Here is a 16,455-nt window from a genome sequence, read left to right as displayed (position 1 = left end):
GCTCCCACAGGTACTGCACCACATTCAGAATCGGTGCAGTACCTGTGGGAGCGGGTTTACCCGCGAAAGGGCCGGTACAGTTTGCACAGATGCATCAATTTTTTTGACAGGCACTATGACTCTGATTCTTGGTATCGACCCCGGTTCGCGCATCACCGGCTATGGCGTGGTACGCCAGACCGCCCGTGGTTGCGAGTACGTGGCGTCGGGCTGCATTCGCACCGGCAGCGGCGAGCTGCACGAGCGGCTGCAGATCGTCTTTCGTGGCGTGGGTGAAATCATCGCCCAGCACGGCCCGGTCACCATGGGCATCGAGCGGGTGTTCATGGCCCGTAACGCCGACTCGGCGCTCAAGCTTGGCCAGGCCCGTGGCGCGGCCATCGTCGCCGCCGCCGAAGCCGGCCTGGAAATCGCCGAATACAGCGCCACTCAGGTCAAGCAGGCGGTAGCCGGTACCGGCGGGGCCAACAAGGAGCAGGTGATGATGATGGTCATGCACCTGCTGAAACTGACGCAGAAGCCGCAGATCGACGCCTCCGATGCCTTGGCCATCGCCTTGTGCCACGCCCATACCCGCTCCAGCCTGGTGCCGCATGGCCTGGCCACGGCGCGGCGACGCGGAGGGCGCTTGCGTCTGTAGGCGCTTCATGCGCTGATACACATTTTGTTCGGGTGATGCGTTCACCCGCTGCATTTGCTGATAGGGTTGAGCGGTCTTTGACCGGCTCCCCGAGAGGAAGGATCGGAACGTGATTGGACGTTTGCGCGGCACCCTGGCGGAAAAACAGCCGCCGCACCTGATTATCGACGTCAATGGCGTGGGTTACGAACTGGAAGTTCCCATGACCACGCTGTACCGTCTGCCCAAGGTGGGCGAACCCGTAACCGTGCATACCCACCTGGTGGTGCGCGAGGACGCTCACCTGCTCTACGGTTTTGCCGAAAAGCGCGAGCGCGAGCTGTTCCGCGAACTCATCCGCCTGAACGGCGTAGGGCCGAAGCTGGCCCTGGCGCTGATGTCCGGGCTGGAAGTGGACGAGCTGGTGCGCTGCGTGCAGGCCCAGGACACCTCGGCCCTGGTGCGCGTGCCCGGTGTCGGCAAGAAGACCGCCGAACGCCTGCTGGTAGAGCTCAAGGACCGCTTCAAGGCTTGGGAAACTTCCCCGGCCATGTTCACCCTGGTCTCCGACGGGCCGCTGCCGGTGGCCAGCGCATCCACAGCCGAAGCCGACGCAGTCAGCGCCCTGGTTTCGCTCGGCTACAAGCCGCAGGAAGCCAGCAAGGCGATCGCCGCGATCAAGGACAAGGCCGGCCTGAGCAGTGAAGAACTGATCCGTCGCAGCCTGAAAGGGATGATTACCAAGTGATCGAAGCCGACCGCCTGATCGCCGCCAGTGGCCGCGACCGTGAAGAAGTCCAGGACCGTGCGATCCGCCCGCTGCGGCTGGACGAGTACATCGGCCAGCCGGTGGTGCGCGAGCAGATGGCGCTGTTCATCCAGGCCGCCCGTGGCCGCAGCGAATCGCTCGATCATACGCTGATCTTCGGCCCGCCCGGCCTTGGCAAGACCACCCTGGCCAACATCATCGCCCATGAAATGGGTGTGTCGGTCAAGAGTACCTCGGGGCCGATCCTCGAGCGCCCGGGCGACCTCGCGGCCATGCTGACCAACCTCGAACCGCACGACGTGCTGTTCATCGACGAGATCCACCGGCTGTCACCGGTCGTCGAAGAAGTGCTGTACCCGGCGATGGAGGACTTCCAGCTCGACATCATGATCGGCGAAGGGCCAGCGGCCCGTTCTATCAAGCTCGACCTGCCGCCGTTCACCCTGGTCGGTGCCACCACCCGTGCGGGCATGCTCACCAACCCGCTGCGGGACCGTTTCGGTATCGTCCAGCGCCTGGAGTTCTACAGCGACAAGGACCTGGCCACCATCGTCAGCCGTTCGGCCGGCATCCTCGGCCTGGCCATCGAAGACCAGGGTGCCTACGAGATCGCCCGTCGGGCCCGCGGCACGCCACGTATCGCCAACCGCCTGCTGCGCCGCGTGCGCGACTACGCCGAGGTGCGCGGCAAGGGCCAGATCACCAAGGCCGTGGCCGACATGGCGCTCAATCTGCTGGATGTCGACGAGCGCGGTTTCGACCACTCCGACCGCCGCCTGCTGCTGACCATGATCGAGAAGTTCGACGGTGGCCCGGTCGGCGTGGACAACCTGGCGGCAGCCATCAGCGAAGAGCGCCACACCATCGAGGACGTGCTCGAGCCGTACCTCATCCAGCAAGGCTACATCATGCGCACGCCGCGCGGCCGCGTGGTCACCCGGCATGCCTACCTGCACTTTGGCCTGAACGTACCCGGGCGCCTGGGGGAGGGTGGGGATTTTTCCGAAACGGGCGATGAGTGACAGATCGAAAACAGCTTTTCGTGGTCCTACCGCTGGCATGCCGAGGGTGCGCTGGCAATAGGACATAAATGAAGAAAAAACAGTTGCCACAGCGGATTGGCAAGCTGAGGAGTAAGCACTAGAGTATGCGCGCGCAAAATGGCCTGGAACCGTTCGCACACCGTTGTCGTGTCTATTACGAGGATACCGATGCCGGTGGTGTGGTGTATTACGTCAATTACCTGAAATTCATGGAGCGCGCGCGTACCGAGCGGCTGCGGCACCTGGGCTTTTCCCAGGCGCAACTGGCCGAAGACAACCTGCTGTTCGTGGTCCACTCCAGCGAAGCGCGCTATCACGCGCCGGCGCGGCTGGACGACGAGCTTCGGGTTACCGCGCAAGTACTTGAACTCAATCGCGCCAGCCTGCGCTTCGTGCAGCAGGTCTGGCGGGAAAAGGATGAAACGCTGCTCTGCGAAGGGCAGTTCCTGGTGGCCGCCGTGCGCGCCGACACTTTCAAACCCCGAGCCATACCCCCGGAGCTGCGTGACGCCTTTGCGGCGGACGGCTCGGGTACTCAATCGAATGCAGGAGAATAAGCGTGGAAGCTAACGTCGTCGACCATACCTCCATGTGGAGTCTGGTCAGCAATGCCAGCGTGTTGGTACAGCTGGTAATGCTGATCCTGGTGGCCGCCTCGGTCACCTCATGGATCATGATCTTTCAGCGCAGCACCATGCTGCGCGCCGGTCGTCGTGCGCTGGATGCCTTCGAGGAGCGCTTCTGGTCGGGTATCGACCTGTCCAAGCTGTACCGCCAGGCAGGCAGCAACCCGGACCCGGACTCCGGGGTCGAGCAGGTCTTCCGTGCCGGCTTCAAGGAATTTTCGCGTCTGCGCCAGCAGTCGGGCGTTGATCCGGACGCGGTCATGGAGGGTGTTGCCCGTGCCATGCGCGTAGCCATCTCGCGCGAGGAAGAAAAACTCGAGCAGAGCCTGCCGTTCCTGGCCACCGTCGGTTCGACCAGCCCGTACATCGGCCTGTTCGGTACCGTATGGGGCATCATGAACTCCTTCCGCGGCCTGGCCAGCGCCCAGCAGGCCACCCTGGCCACGGTTGCCCCGGGTATCGCCGAAGCGCTGATCGCCACCGCCATCGGCCTGTTCGCGGCAATCCCGGCGGTCATCGCCTACAACCGCTTCTCGGCCCGCAGCGAAGTGCTGATCGGCCGTTACTACACCTTCGCCGACGAGTTCCAGGCGATCCTGCACCGCAAAGTGCACACCAGCGAAGAGTAATCAGGTAGAAGCCCATGGCCCGAGTTCGCCACAAACGCAAGCCCGTCGCCGAGATGAACGTGGTGCCCTACATCGACGTGATGCTGGTACTGCTGGTCATTTTCATGGTGACGGCGCCCATGCTCAACCAGGGCGTGAAGGTAGACCTGCCCAAGGTTTCCAGTGAAGCCTTGCCGCAGGACAACAACGTCCAGATCCTCACCATCTCCATCAAGGCTGACAAGACCTACTACTGGAACCTCGGCAGCGAAGTCGATACCGACAAGCAGATGGACAAGGCCATGACCTTGCCTGCCATGACCGACGCGGTGACCAAGATCATTGCCGCCGGCCGTGACCAGGGCAAGCAGACCCAGGTGTTCATTCGTGGCGACAAGGCTGTCGACTATGGCGCGGTCATGGGTGCCATGGGCGGGTTGCAGAAGGCCGGTGTCGGTAACGTTGGCCTGATTACCGAGGCGCCCTGATGCAACAGCGAGAGCCATCCGCCTCGGAAAGCTACTTCTGGCCCAGTGTCTGGGCCATCGGCCTGCATGTGCTGGTGTTCGCCCTGCTGTTCGTCAGTTTTGCCATGACGCCTGAGCTGCCGCCATCCAAGCCGATCGTCCAGGCTACCCTGTACCAGCTCAAGTCCAAGAGCCAGGCGACCACCCAGACCAATCAGAAGATTGCCGGGGAAGCGAAGAAAACCGCTTCGCGCCAGACCGAGGTCGAGCAGCTGGAACAGAAGAAGGTCGAGCAGGAGGCCGTGAAGGCCGCGGAACAAAAGAAAGCCGACGCCGCTCAAAAGGCCGAAGAGGCCCGCGAGGCCGCCGAAGCCAAGAAAGCCGAGGCAGCGGCCGAAGCCGCCAAGGCTGCCGAGGCCAAGAAAGCCGCCGAAGCCAAGAAGGCCGAAGAGGCGAAGAAGGCTGCCGAGAAGCAGCAGGCCGACATCGCCAAGAAGAAGGCCGAAGAAGAAGCCAAGAAAAAAGCCGAAGAAGAGGCCAAGAAAGAGGCCGCTGAAGAGGCGAAGAAACAAGCCGCCGAGGACGCCAAGAAAAAGGCAGCCGAAGAGGCCAAGAAGAAAGCTGCCGAGGACGCCAAGAAGAAAGCGGCGGCCGAGGAAGCGAAGAAGAAGGCAGCTGAAGAGGCCAAGAAAAAGGCCGCTGCAGACGCCCAGAAGAAAAAGGCACAGGAAGCGGCCCGCAAGGCGGCGGAAGACAAGAAAGCCCAGGCCCTGGCCGAGCTGTTGTCCGACACCACCGAACGGCAGCAGGCGCTGGCCGACGAGCAGGGTGACCAGGTGGCTGGCGACTTCGACGACCTGATCCGCTTGCGCGCGGCCGAGGGTTGGGCGCGTCCGCCTTCCGCGCGCAAGGGCATGACGGTGGTCCTGCAGATCAACATGTTGCCGGACGGTACCATCACCAACGTCAGCGTGGCCCGGTCCAGTGGTGACGGCCCGTACGACAGTTCGGCGGTGGCTGCGGTGAAGAACATTGGTCGTTTGACCGAGATGCAGGGTATGAAGCCGAGCGATTTCAACCAATATCGTTCGTTCAAGATGACATTTACACCTGAGGATCTAGCGTTGTGATTAAACGTCTGAGAGGACTGCTGGTCATGCTGTGCTGCGTGGCAGGCATGGCCGTGGCAGAGGAAAAGAACATCCTGGTCACCAGCGGCAGCGACCGGGCCACGCCCATCGCGGTAGTGCCGTTTGGTCTGCAGGGCGGCAGCGTGCTGCCGGAAGACATGGCCGACATCATCGGCAACGACCTGCGCAACTCCGGCTACTACTCGCCGATTCCGCGGCAGAACATGATCAGCCAGCCGTCGCAGGCCAGCGAAGTGATCTTCCGTGACTGGAAAGCGCTGGGCGCGCAGTACGTGATGGTCGGCAGCATCGTGCCGTCGGGCGGTCGCCTGCAGGTGCAGTACGCGCTGTTCAACGTCGCCACCGAGCAGCAAGTGCTGACCGGTAGCGTGGCGGGCAGCGTCGACCAGCTGCGCGACATGGCGCACTACATTTCCGACCAGTCGTTCGAGAAGCTCACCGGCATCAAGGGTGCGTTCTCCACCCGCATGCTGTACGTGACGGCCGAGCGTTTCTCCACCAACAACACCCGCTATACCCTGCAGCGTTCGGACTACGACGGTGCACGTGCGGTCACCCTGCTGCAATCGCGTGAACCGATCCTGTCGCCACGCTTTGCACCGGATGGCAAGCGCATCGCCTATGTCTCGTTCGAGCAGAAGCGCCCGCGCATCTTCGTCCAGCACATCGATACCGGTCGCCGCGAGCAGGTCACCAACTTCGAAGGCCTGAACGGCGCGCCAGCCTGGTCGCCGGACGGCTCGCGCCTGGCGTTCGTGCTGTCGAAGGACGGCAACCCGGACATCTACGTGATGAACGTGGCTTCGCGCCAGATCAGCCGTGTCACCGCTGGCCCGGGCATCAACACCGAGCCGTTCTGGGGCAAGGATGGCAACACCCTGTACTTCACCTCCGACCGTGGCGGCAAGCCGCAGATCTACAAGCAGTCGGTCGGTGGCGGTGGCGCCGAGCGTGTAACGTTCGTGGGTAACTACAACGCCAACCCGAAACTGTCGGCGGACGAAAAGACCCTGGTGATGATCCATCGCCAGCAGGGCTTCACCAACTTCAAAGTTGCGGCCCAGGATTTGCAGCGCGGAAGTGTAAAGATTCTCTCGGAAACGAGTCTTGATGAGTCTCCCACTGTTGCGCCAAACGGCACCATGCTAATCTACGCCACCCGCCAGCAGGGCCGGGGAGTCTTGATGCTCGTGTCGCTTAATGGCCGCGTGAGGCTCCCACTTCCTACCGCTCAAGGCGAAGTCAGAGAACCGTCCTGGTCCCCTTACCTGAACTGATTGCGGCGTAATAATTTTTGCTTAACACACTGGGGTTTCATTAGGAGTTTCACGATGGAAATGCTGAAGTTTGGTAAATTTGCTGCGCTGGCTCTGGCCATGGCCGTAGCTGTAGGTTGCTCCTCGAAGGGCGGTGACAACGCAGGCGAAGGCGCTGCTGTAGATCCGAACGCTGGCTACGGTGCCAACGCTGGCGCTGTTGACGGCTCCCTGAGCGAAGAAGCTGCCCTGCGCGCAATCACCACCTTCTACTTCGAATACGACAGCTCGGACCTGAAGCCAGAAGCCATGCGCGCTCTGGACGTTCACGCCAAGGACCTGAAAGCCAACGGCAACCGCGTTGTCCTGGAAGGCAACACCGACGAGCGCGGCACCCGCGAGTACAACATGGCTCTGGGTGAGCGTCGTGCCAAGGCCGTTCAGCGCTACCTGGTTCTGCAGGGCGTTTCCCCTGCTCAGCTGGAACTGGTCTCCTACGGTGAAGAGCGTCCGGTTGCCACTGGCAACGACGAGCAGTCCTGGGCTCAGAACCGTCGCGTAGAACTGCGTAAGTAAGTTCTTATGCGTATGTGCCGCCGTGTAGTAACCGTCCTCGCACTCAGCCTGCCGCTCGCGGCCTGGGCTGAGGTCCCTGTAATTGATGACAACGCAGGCAGTTATCCGCCTGCGGGTTATGGCACGAGCGGCGCCTATGCCGGGTCGGGGGCTTCGGCCCCTGCCTCTGCACAGGGCCAGCTGTTCATGCAGCTGCAACAGATGCAGGATCAGCTTTCCCGCCAGCAAGGCATCATCGAAGAGCTGCAGAACGATGTGTCGCGCATGAAGCAGGAAAACCTGGAGCGTTACCAGGACCTGGACCGTCGCATCAACAGTGGCGCCGCGCCTGCCGCGACCCCTGACAATTCCTCCGGTGGTGGTGCATCCAGTGCCGCCCCCGATGCAGCAGCAGGTGCTGCTGCGCAACAACCGGCCGCCAGTAGCGAGCCCGGTGATCCGGCGAAAGAAAAGCTCTATTACGATGCCGCTTTCGACCTGATCAAGCAGAAAGACTTCGACAAGGCCAGCCAGGCGTTCAACGCCTTCCTGCGCAAGTACCCCAACAGCCAGTACGCGGGCAATGCCCAGTATTGGCTGGGTGAAGTGAACCTGGCCAAGGGCGACCTGCCAGCCGCCAGCCAGGCTTTTGCCCAGGTCAGCCAGAAGTATCCGAAGCACAGCAAGGTGCCGGATTCGCTGTACAAGCTGGCCGATGTCGAGCGCCGCATGGGCCATACCGACAAGGTCAAGGGTATCCTGCAGCAGGTCATCAGCCAGTATCCTGGCACCTCGGCCGCGCAACTGGCCCAGCGTGACCTGCAGAAGCTCTAAGCAGCACCGTTTGAAAGAAACCCGCGCCTGTCGCGGGTTTTTTCGTTAGAATCACTGCCCTTTTTTCGTAAACACGCTGCTGCGGATAACGCTATGTCGAGTCCGCGACAGTGCCTGACGGAGGCGGGCAGCCTGTTTAGCTGTCACGCCCGTGGCGAGCATGCAAGACACATTACGCATCACCGAAGTCTTTTACTCTTTGCAGGGTGAAACGCGAACGGCCGGGTTGCCCACGGTATTCGTGCGCCTCACCGGTTGCCCCCTGCGCTGCCAGTACTGCGACAGTGCCTATGCCTTCAGTGGCGGTACCCTTCGCACCCTCGATTCGATCCTTGAGCAGGTCGCCGGCTTCAAGCCGCGCTACGTCTGCGTCACCGGTGGCGAGCCATTGGCCCAGCCCAATGCCTTGCCGCTGTTGCAGCGCCTGTGTGACGCCGGTTACAAGGTGTCGCTGGAGACCAGCGGCGCGCTGGATATTGCCGGCACCGACACCCGCGTCAGCCGCGTGGTCGACCTGAAGACCCCAGGCTCCGAAGAGTCGCACCGTAACCGCTACGAGAACATCGAGCAGCTGACCCGCAACGACCAGGTCAAGTTTGTCATCTGTTCCCGTGAGGACTACGACTGGGCGGTCTCTAAGCTGATCCAGTACAACCTGGCCGAGCGTGCCGGCGAGGTGTTGTTCTCGCCCAGCCACCACCAGGTGAACGCCAGCGACCTGGCGGACTGGATCGTCGCCGACAACCTGCCCGTACGCTTCCAGCTGCAGCTGCACAAGCTGCTGTGGAACGACGAACCCGGACGTTGATTGAGGAGCAAGCACACATGACCGACAAACGCGCAGTCATCCTGTTGTCCGGCGGCCTGGACTCGGCCACCGTGGTCGCCATGGCCAAGGCCGAAGGCTACAGCTGCTACACCATGAGTTTCGACTACGGCCAGCGCCACCGCGCCGAACTGAACGCCGCTGCCCGCGTTGCCCGCGACCTGGGTGTGGTCGAGCACAAGGTGATTGGCCTGAACCTGAACGGTATCGGCGGCTCGGCATTGACCGACAGCAGTATCGACGTGCCTGAAACCCCGGGTGAAGGCATCCCGGTCACCTACGTGCCGGCGCGCAACACCGTGTTCCTGTCCCTGGCCCTGGGCTGGGCAGAAGTACTGGATGCCCGTGACATCTTCATTGGCGTCAATGCCGTGGATTACTCCGGCTACCCCGATTGCCGCCCCGAGTTCGTCGAAGCCTTCGAGCGCATGGCCAACCTGGCGACCAAGGCCGGTGTCGAAGGGCGGGGCTTCCGCATCCAGGCGCCGCTGCAGAACATGAGCAAGGCGCAGATCGTACAGGCCGGCATGGCCCGCGGCGTGGACTACAGCCTGACCGTTTCCTGCTACCAGGCCGACGATGACGGCCGTGCCTGCGGCAAATGCGACAGCTGCCGCCTGCGTGCCGACGGCTTCAAGGCAGCCGGTGTCGCAGACCCGACGCGATACTTTTGAAAAAACTTTGATGGGGTGTTGATTTCCTTTTAGAAATCAGTATTATACGCGCCATCCAACGGGTCGTTAGCTCAGTTGGTAGAGCAGTTGGCTTTTAACCAATTGGTCGTAGGTTCGAATCCTACACGACCCACCATACTCAGTACGTCAAAGCCCGCTACCGGCAACGGTGGCGGGCTTTTTCGTTTTCCGCTGCTTGTACTGGCCTCATCGCCGGCAAGCCAGCTCTCATGGAACAACACATAAATCATTGATTTAGCAGGGCTCTGTGGGAGCGGGCGTGCCCGCTCCCACAAGGGATTGTGACGCGCTCTCGAACATTGTTCCCTGTGCGACAGCGCAGCCCAAAGGGCTGGGCAATCTCCCACAGGTAAAGCACAGGCCTTGAGAGCCGTGCGGACGTTGTGGGAGCGGCCTTGTGTCGCGAAAGGGGCGCAAAGCGCCCCCAGCTTACTCAGCCCACTCCGGATCCCCGGTAAACACCACCGTAAGCCAGCGGTCCGGCCCTTCACCTCCCACGGCATCACCGATCTCGTTGCGCCACGCATCCCATTCATCGATGGTTTTTGCGGCCATGCTCTTCGGTACGATGAAGTACAGCTCGATTTCCCGCGAGCGCCCAACCTTGGCCACATAAGCCCGGTACGACTGCAACCCATGGCGTGCGACGAAGGCTTTGGCGACTTCGTCCACATGCAGCTTGAGGTCGCCAGGGGTCACCAGGAAAATTTCCGAAAGGGCCTGGCGCACTACCGACATCGGCAACGGCACGATCACCAGGCACACCAGCGCCAGCACCGCCGGGTCGATGTACGGCGATACCCACTCCAGCGATGTGCCTTGTACCGCATAGCCAAAGCAGAAGGCGATCAGCAGCGCGGCGGTAATGCTGGCTGACATCACCCAGCCTTTCACGTCCATGCGCACGAAATCCGAGCCCAGCTTGCGGTTGGCGCGGGCCTCGACAATGGCGATGGTCACGCAAGCGATCACGGTCAGCAGCGCGTAGACCATGGCGATGCCGAACTCCAGGTGGCGCCCGCCTTGCAGCAAGCTGCTGACGGCGTTGATCAGTGCATAGATGGCCACGCCGCTGAGCAGGATGCCGTTGAGCGCCAGCACCATCGGCTCCAGGTGCCAGAAGCCCATGGTGAAGCGCTCGCGCAGCTTGCGCGACATCTGCACGCTGGTGGTGTGCGCGGTAATCAGCCTGACCACCACCAGCGACAGCCCGCTCATGCTGGCATCGACCAGCGAATAGACGCCGTCGAAGACGATGGAGAACGAGCCGGAGGCCAGGCCGAAGGCGATGCCGATGATGGCGATGAACAGGGTGACGGCAATCGAGGTGCGTAACAGGCCCTGTTCGCTGGTGATGTCGAAGAAGGTGGATCTGGTTGCGGTTTGCATAAAATGTGCTCTAGAAGAAACGGTGATGCTGTATTGCTTGTCAGGGCCTCTTCGCGGGTGAACCCGCTCCCACAGGTTGGCGTCGCCTTGGAGATCGGCGCAAAACCCTGTGGGAGCGGGTTCACCCGCGAAGAAGGCGCATTGGCCCTGACAGGTTAGACGCGGAATTGCTCCATCAGCGCCTGCTGCTGGTTGGCTAGCCGGTTCAGGGCCTGGCTGATCCGCGCCGACTCATCGGCCTGGCCTGCCAGCGATTCGGTCACATCGCGAATGCCGGCCACATTGCGGTTCACCTCTTCGGCCACCGCGCTCTGCTCTTCGGCTGCCGAGGCAATCTGCAGGTTCATGTCGCTGATCACCGCCACTGCCTCGCCAATCCGTTGTAGCGCCGGCAGCGCCTGCTCCATGCGCGTGGCGCTGTCCTGCGCCTGGCGCTGACCTTCGTGCATGGCGCCCACCACATCCTGGGTGCCTTGCTGCAAGCCCTCGATGACCTGGCGAATTTCCTCCACCGATGTTTGCGTGCGCTGGGCCAGGCCACGCACTTCATCGGCTACCACGGCAAAACCACGCCCGGCTTCGCCCGCGCGGGCGGCTTCGATGGCGGCGTTGAGCGCCAGCAGGTTGGTTTGCTCGGCAATGGTACGGATCACTTCCAGCACCGAACCGATCTGCCCGCTGCGGCCTTCCAGCGCGCGCGCCTCGTCCATGGCGGTGTTCATGCCGGCAGCCAGGCGGTCGATGCCCTGGCGGGTGCTGTCGATCAGTTGCAGGCCTTCGCGGCTGGCCTGGTCGGCTGCGCGTGCAGCCTGGGCCGCCTGCGAGGCGTTATGGGCGACATCCAGGGCGGTGGCGCTCATCTCGTTGGCAGCGGTGGCCACCTGTTCGATTTCACGGTGCTGTTGCTGCATGCCGTCGCTGGTCTGGCTGGCGATGGCGGCCGACTGGTCGGCGGTACCACGTGCTTCCTGCAGTGAGCCTTTGACCTGGGCAATGACCGGTTGCAGCTTGTCGAGAAAGCGGTTGAACCAGCCGGTGAGCTGGCCCAGTTCATCCTGGCGGGCGTAGTCCAGGCGACGGGTGAGGTCGCCTTCGCCGCTGGCGATGTCTTCCAGGCGTGCAGCCACGGCCAGGATCGGCCGGGTCACGCCACGCGCGGTCAGCCACACCAGCAGCAAACCGACTACCGCAGCCCCCAGGCCAACCAGCAGGCTGGTGAGGTTGGCGCTGTGGTTGTGCGCGTCCAGGCGCTGGTTGAGGGCGACGGCAGGCGCCTGCAGCACGCTTTCCGGCAGTTCCAGCAGTACCTGCCAAGGGGCGGCATCAGGGATCGGTGTGAATGGGTGGGCAACACGCAGCAGGCCATCGGCTACCGTCTTGTCCATGGGCTCGCCGAGTTTGCTGTCGTCGCGGCTGTTGCCGGCCAGCAGGCCGGCTGCGCTGGCGATGCTGACCTGGCCCTGGCCATCGAACAGCTCCCGGCGGCCGTCCAGGCTCAACTGCTGCAGGTTGGCCAGGCCGATGTCCAGGCCAACCACGCCGACCACCTTGCCATGCTCCAGCAGCGGCAGGGCGATGCTGGTCATCAGCACCTGGCGGCCATTCACCTCGTCGAGGTATGGCTCAAGCATGCAGGTTCTGGCAGTGTCCTGCGGGCAGGTCAGCCAGCGGTTCTTTGCCACGCCGTTGCTGCCGATGCTGGCGTCACCGAGCATCGATTCCGGCATGGCTTCAAGCTCCAGAGTGCCGGGGCGGGGTTGTGACCAGTACAGTGAGAAACGCCCGCTTTCGTTGCTGCCCACGGCATCCTGGCCGAGGTACTGGCTGTCCTGGTCCAGGGCGTCGGGCTGGAAAACCAGGTACAGGCCGATCACGTCCGGGTTGCCGGCCAGGCTGGTGCGGGCCTGGCGCGTCAGCTCGGCGCGCAGGTCGCTGCCGCCACGGGCCTTGAGCACCTGTACCAGGCGGGCAAAGCCATTGCCGTACTGGTAGGCGTCCATGAAATAGCGCTGGATGCGCAGGGCCTGGGCTTCGGCATGGGCCTGCAGGCGCAGGCGTGCGCTGCTGTCGAGCATTTCGGTGTTGGCCTGGTTGACCAGTGCCGCGCTGCGCCGCGCCTGGGCCAGCGACGTAGTCACCAGCAAGGCGACGATGGCCAGCAGGCACAGGCCGGCGAGCAGGGTGATCTTCCACTGGATGGAGAGGCGGCGCAGCGGCATGAGGGCTTTCCTTTTCGATCAAGTACAACGCCCGCGTTCAGGCGCGGGCGTTGTCGGCAGCGTGGGTCATTCAGCGATGTAGTTGGGCGGGGTGTCCCTGAAGGCTTTGGTCAGCCAGGCCAGGTACAGCAGGCCGAGCAGTGCCCAGACGCCACCGAACAGCAGCGAATGCGCATTCAGGTCCAGCCACAGCGAAACGATGATGCAGAAGCCAATGGTGGGCGCCACCAGATACGTCAGCTGGTTGGCCAGGCCTTGGCGCTTGCCTTCGCGCAGGTAGCAGTGGTTGATCACCGACAGGTTGACGAAGCTGAACGCGACCAGTGCGCCAAAGTTGATGATCGAGGTGGCGGTGACCAGGTCGAAGAAGATCGCTGACAGTGAAATCAGCCCCACCACCGCGATGTTCAGCACTGGCGTCTTGTAGCGGGAATGCAGGCGGGCGAACAGGCTGGCCGGGATCACGTTGTCGCGGCCCATCACGTACAGCAGGCGCGACACGCTGGTCTGCGAGGCCAGGCCCGAGGCGATGGTGTTGATCACGGTGCAGGCGATGAAAATCGACTGGAACAGCTTGCCGCCGACGTACAGGGCGATTTCCGGCAGTGCCGCTTCCTGGTCATGGAAGCGGGACATGGTCGGGAAGTAGGCCTGGATGAAGTACGACACGGTGATGAACACCATGCCGCCGATCAGTGCGGTGAGGAAGATTGCCCGAGGGATGGTCTTGCCCGGGTCGCGGGTTTCTTCGGACAGGCAGGTGACCGCGTCGAAGCCCAGGAACGAGAAGCACAGGATGGTCGCACCGGCGGCCAGGGCGCTGAGCTGGGTCTGGTTGTCGGCGAATGGCAGCAGGCTCCAGGCGGTACCCAGCCCTTCACCTTGGTCCAGGCCGCGCACGCACAGGTAGATGAACACGGCGATGATCGCCACCTGCACGGCCACGAACAGCAGGTTGAAGTGCGCCACCAGGTTCACGCTGCGCATGTTGATCAGGCTGATCAGGGTGACGAAGCCAGCCACCCACATCCACTCCGGTACTTCCGGGAACATGGCCGAAAGGTACAGCTTGGCCAGCAACGCATTGACCATTGGCAGCAGCAGGTAGTCCAGCAATGACGACCAGCCGACCAGGAAGCCCACGTGCGGGTTGATCGCACGCTGGGTGTAGGTATAGGCCGAGCCCGACTGTGGGAAGCGTCGTACCAGGGTGCCGTAGCTCACGGCGGTGAACAGGATTCCGGCCAGCGCCAGGATGTAGGCGCTGGGTACGTGCCCGGCGGTAATCCCGGATACGATGCCGAAGGTGTCGAACACGGTCATCGGGGTCAGGTAGGCCAGGCCGATGATGATCACGTGCCAGAGACGCAGGGTTTTGCGAAGTTGGCCATTGCCGGAGGCGCTGTGGTCATGCTGCATGCTGGCATGGCTCCTGCGGCTGGGCGTAAACGGCGGGCACGGTGTACTGCGCATGCGGCAAGGGCGAGCGGGTGGGCTCCATGTTGTTCACCTTTATTGTTGGAGCGGCGGGGGCGCGGGGGAGCGCGCAAAGTGGTGAAAATAAAAAACGATGGGTAGCTGGGTGTCAAGTTAAACATGACAAGATGTTGCTGAATTGAAATATTTATCGATTCAAGTGGGGTTTTGTTCGGTTATTGCGCGTTTTTTTGCGGTTTTGATCAATTTGAGTGTTCGTAAAAATTAACGAATGCCGGTCTCCCATGGAAAGGCTGTCAGGCGTTTCCCAAAAGCGGGATTTCTCGAGCCGGGCCAGCGCCAGGCCTGGGCTGCGGTGGTACTCTTGGCGTTCTGTGTGGCCCTTGGCCGCCTACGAAGCCCTTACGGACAGCAATCGGTTCTATTCATGAAGAAATCAGTTGGCATCCTTTCCGGCCTGGCTATCGCCATCGCCGTCGCAATCACCGCTGGCGCCTGGTACACCGGCAAGCAGCTGCCTGCGGAGCTGGACAACGCCCTTGTCCGCAGCAACGCCGAACTCAAGAAGGCCCTGGTGAGCACCGGTGGCAGCATGAGTATCGAGCGGGTATCGCTGGAGCAGCATTTCTTCAGCAGTACCGCCCAGTACCGGCTCAAGGCCCGCGATATCAACCTGGGCGAAGGCGAAGTGGTGAACTTCGACGTGGGCGTGACCGACCAGATCGAGCATGGCCCGTTCCCCTGGTCGCGGGTAAAGGCGTTGAAGCTGATGCCGGTGCTGGCGGTCAGCAACAGCACGCTGCAGAAGGACGACGCCACTGCGCCGTGGTTCGCCGCCGCAGGCGAGCAGGCACCGGTCAGCGCGCAGACCAGCCTGGGTTACGACGGCAATGTGGTCAGCCAGATCCAGCTGGCGCCGGTCAAGCTTGACGAAGCGGATGGCAACAGCCTCGACTTCTCGGGCATGCAGTTGCAAGTAAGCGGTGATCAGGAAGGCAAGGCCTCGCGCTTCCACGGCCAGGCCGACCGTTTCGTGATGAAGCTGGTGCGCGATGACCAGCCGCCTGCCACCTTCGAGCTCAACGGCCTGAAGGTCGGCGGCCAGCTGGCGGCCACCGCGCACGAGGCCATCTATGTGGGCAACGTCGACCTGGCGCTGGCCGAAACCAAGGTCACTCTGGGGCCCAGGCAGCAGGTGCTGGTGGTCAAGGGCCTGGAGCAGAACGCCCTGCAAACCCTTGACGGCCCGGATACCGTGGGTGGCCGCGTGGAGTACAAGGTTGGGGATATCACCTGGGATGGCCGTGCGGTGGGCAAGGCGCAAATGGCGGTGAGCATCACGTCGGTCAACGCCCCGGCGCTGCAGGCGCTGTCGACGTGGTACCAGGCGCACCTGCCGGAATTCGAGGCCGCAGCCGCAGCCGGCCAGCCGGTGCCGGAAATCCAGATGGACGATGTGGAGAAGGCCAGGTTCCAGGGCGAGCTGCAGAAACTGCTGGCTGCCAAGCCCCGGGTGGCGGTGGAAAACCTGTCGTTCAAGACCGCCAATGGCGAAAGCCGCTTTGACCTTTCGATGGGCTTCGCTGCCCCGGCCAGCTTCGACCTGCCGCCTGACCAGTTGAGCAAGCAGCTGATCACCGAGGTTAAGGGCAAGCTGTCATTGTCCAAGCCGATGATCGGTGACCTGGCAACCTTGCAGGCGCTGCTGGATGGCCAGACCGACGCCCAGGCCATTGCCATGCAATCGAGCCAGGCCGGGGAAATGGTCGGCATGATGGCGTTGCAGAGCGGCATGGCCACCGTGCAGGGCGATGATGTGGTAAGCAGCTTGCACTATGCCGATGGCATGGTCGATTTCAACGGCCAGAAAATGACCGTGGAAGAGTTCGCGATGCTCATGGCCTCGCACCTGGCGGCCCTGTCGCCGCAGGGCTGATCGAAAGCCTGTACCGGCCTCTTCG

Annotated in this window: 16 protein-coding genes, 1 tRNA gene and 1 pseudogene; 14 read left to right on the top strand and 4 right to left on the bottom strand. The window is 62.7% G+C overall.

The features are described 5' to 3' along the window. Positions 1–115 precede the first annotated feature (115 nt). The 13 genes from ruvC to M2S36_RS15385 all read left to right on the top strand — a co-directional run bounded on the left by ruvC (position 116) and on the right by M2S36_RS15385 (position 9,564). Positions 116–640 carry a crossover junction endodeoxyribonuclease RuvC gene (ruvC, locus tag M2S36_RS15445; protein WP_004375291.1) on the top strand — a complete coding sequence of 175 codons (525 nt, stop codon included), beginning with the start codon at positions 116–118 and terminating at the stop codon, positions 638–640. 109 nt (positions 641–749) lie between these two features. After that, positions 750–1,367 carry a Holliday junction branch migration protein RuvA gene (gene ruvA / locus M2S36_RS15440; RefSeq protein ID WP_015271473.1) on the top strand — a complete coding sequence of 206 codons (618 nt, stop codon included), beginning with the start codon at positions 750–752 and terminating at the stop codon, positions 1,365–1,367. After that, positions 1,364–2,410 carry a Holliday junction branch migration DNA helicase RuvB gene (ruvB, locus tag M2S36_RS15435; protein WP_087502834.1) on the top strand — a complete coding sequence of 349 codons (1,047 nt, stop codon included), beginning with the start codon at positions 1,364–1,366 and terminating at the stop codon, positions 2,408–2,410. The genes ruvA and ruvB overlap by 4 nt, the downstream gene beginning before the upstream one ends. 125 nt (positions 2,411–2,535) lie before the next feature. Beyond that, positions 2,536–2,988, top strand: coding sequence for a tol-pal system-associated acyl-CoA thioesterase (gene ybgC / locus M2S36_RS15430; RefSeq protein WP_015271472.1), 453 nt, complete (start codon positions 2,536–2,538; stop codon positions 2,986–2,988). Positions 2,989–2,990: 2 nt separating this feature from the next. Further along, positions 2,991–3,686, top strand: coding sequence for a protein TolQ (tolQ, locus tag M2S36_RS15425; protein WP_063913019.1), 696 nt, complete (start codon positions 2,991–2,993; stop codon positions 3,684–3,686). Between the two features lie 14 nt (positions 3,687–3,700). Next, a complete protein-coding gene (gene tolR / locus M2S36_RS15420) occupies positions 3,701–4,153 on the top strand; it encodes a protein TolR (RefSeq protein WP_003254760.1) in 453 nt (150 codons plus the stop codon). After that, positions 4,153–5,262 carry a cell envelope integrity protein TolA gene (tolA, locus tag M2S36_RS15415; RefSeq protein WP_063913018.1) on the top strand — a complete coding sequence of 370 codons (1,110 nt, stop codon included), beginning with the start codon at positions 4,153–4,155 and terminating at the stop codon, positions 5,260–5,262. Before tolR ends, tolA begins: the two co-directional genes overlap by 1 nt. 26 nt (positions 5,263–5,288) lie before the next feature. Then, positions 5,289–6,560 (top strand): Tol-Pal system beta propeller repeat protein TolB, encoded by a 1,272-nt coding sequence (gene tolB / locus M2S36_RS15410; protein ID WP_063913017.1) that lies wholly within the window; start codon positions 5,289–5,291, stop codon positions 6,558–6,560. 54 nt (positions 6,561–6,614) lie between these two features. Beyond that, on the top strand, positions 6,615–7,115 hold the full coding sequence (pal, locus tag M2S36_RS15405; RefSeq protein ID WP_015271469.1) for a peptidoglycan-associated lipoprotein Pal: 501 nt from the start codon (positions 6,615–6,617) through the stop codon (positions 7,113–7,115). Between the two features lie 6 nt (positions 7,116–7,121). Further along, positions 7,122–7,928 carry a tol-pal system protein YbgF gene (gene ybgF, locus M2S36_RS15400; RefSeq protein WP_233687520.1) on the top strand — a complete coding sequence of 269 codons (807 nt, stop codon included), beginning with the start codon at positions 7,122–7,124 and terminating at the stop codon, positions 7,926–7,928. Positions 7,929–8,088: 160 nt separating this feature from the next. Then, complete coding sequence (queE, locus tag M2S36_RS15395; protein WP_207830739.1) at positions 8,089–8,736, top strand: 7-carboxy-7-deazaguanine synthase QueE; 648 nt, start codon at positions 8,089–8,091, stop codon at positions 8,734–8,736. A 17-nt stretch (positions 8,737–8,753) separates the two neighbouring features. Beyond that, entirely contained in the window at positions 8,754–9,428 is a 675-nt protein-coding gene (gene queC, locus M2S36_RS15390) for a 7-cyano-7-deazaguanine synthase QueC (protein ID WP_207830742.1), read from the top strand. Positions 9,429–9,488: 60 nt separating this feature from the next. Beyond that, positions 9,489–9,564, top strand: a tRNA-Lys gene (locus M2S36_RS15385). 314 nt (positions 9,565–9,878) lie between these two features. On the opposite strand, the gene M2S36_RS15380 is transcribed toward M2S36_RS15385, so the two are convergent. The 4 genes and pseudogenes from M2S36_RS15380 to M2S36_RS15370 form a co-directional block, all read right to left on the bottom strand. After that, the gene (locus M2S36_RS15380) at positions 9,879–10,838 is read right to left on the bottom strand and encodes a cation diffusion facilitator family transporter (RefSeq protein ID WP_207830745.1); all 960 of its coding nucleotides are present in this window, start codon (positions 10,836–10,838) and stop codon (positions 9,879–9,881) included. A 155-nt stretch (positions 10,839–10,993) separates the two neighbouring features. Next, positions 10,994–11,749, bottom strand: coding sequence for a methyl-accepting chemotaxis protein (locus M2S36_RS25140; protein WP_402799486.1), 756 nt, complete (start codon positions 11,747–11,749; stop codon positions 10,994–10,996). A 102-nt stretch (positions 11,750–11,851) separates the two neighbouring features. Next, a pseudogene (locus tag M2S36_RS25135) lies at positions 11,852–12,838 on the bottom strand (PDC sensor domain-containing protein); the annotation flags it as partial. A 285-nt stretch (positions 12,839–13,123) separates the two neighbouring features. Then, on the bottom strand, positions 13,124–14,476 hold the full coding sequence (locus M2S36_RS15370; RefSeq protein ID WP_207830752.1) for an APC family permease: 1,353 nt from the start codon (positions 14,474–14,476) through the stop codon (positions 13,124–13,126). Positions 14,477–14,921: 445 nt separating this feature from the next. Here M2S36_RS15370 and M2S36_RS15365 point away from each other — a divergent pair, with 445 nt between their 5' ends. After that, on the top strand, positions 14,922–16,430 hold the full coding sequence (locus M2S36_RS15365; RefSeq protein WP_241105922.1) for a YdgA family protein: 1,509 nt from the start codon (positions 14,922–14,924) through the stop codon (positions 16,428–16,430). Positions 16,431–16,455 lie beyond the last annotated feature (25 nt).

It is taken from the genome of Pseudomonas sp. SF2 (genome assembly GCF_036858055.1).
Taxonomy (GTDB): domain Bacteria; phylum Pseudomonadota; class Gammaproteobacteria; order Pseudomonadales; family Pseudomonadaceae; genus Aquipseudomonas.
Note: the sequence above shows the minus strand (reverse complement) of the source record. Positions and strands in the feature narration are given on the sequence as shown.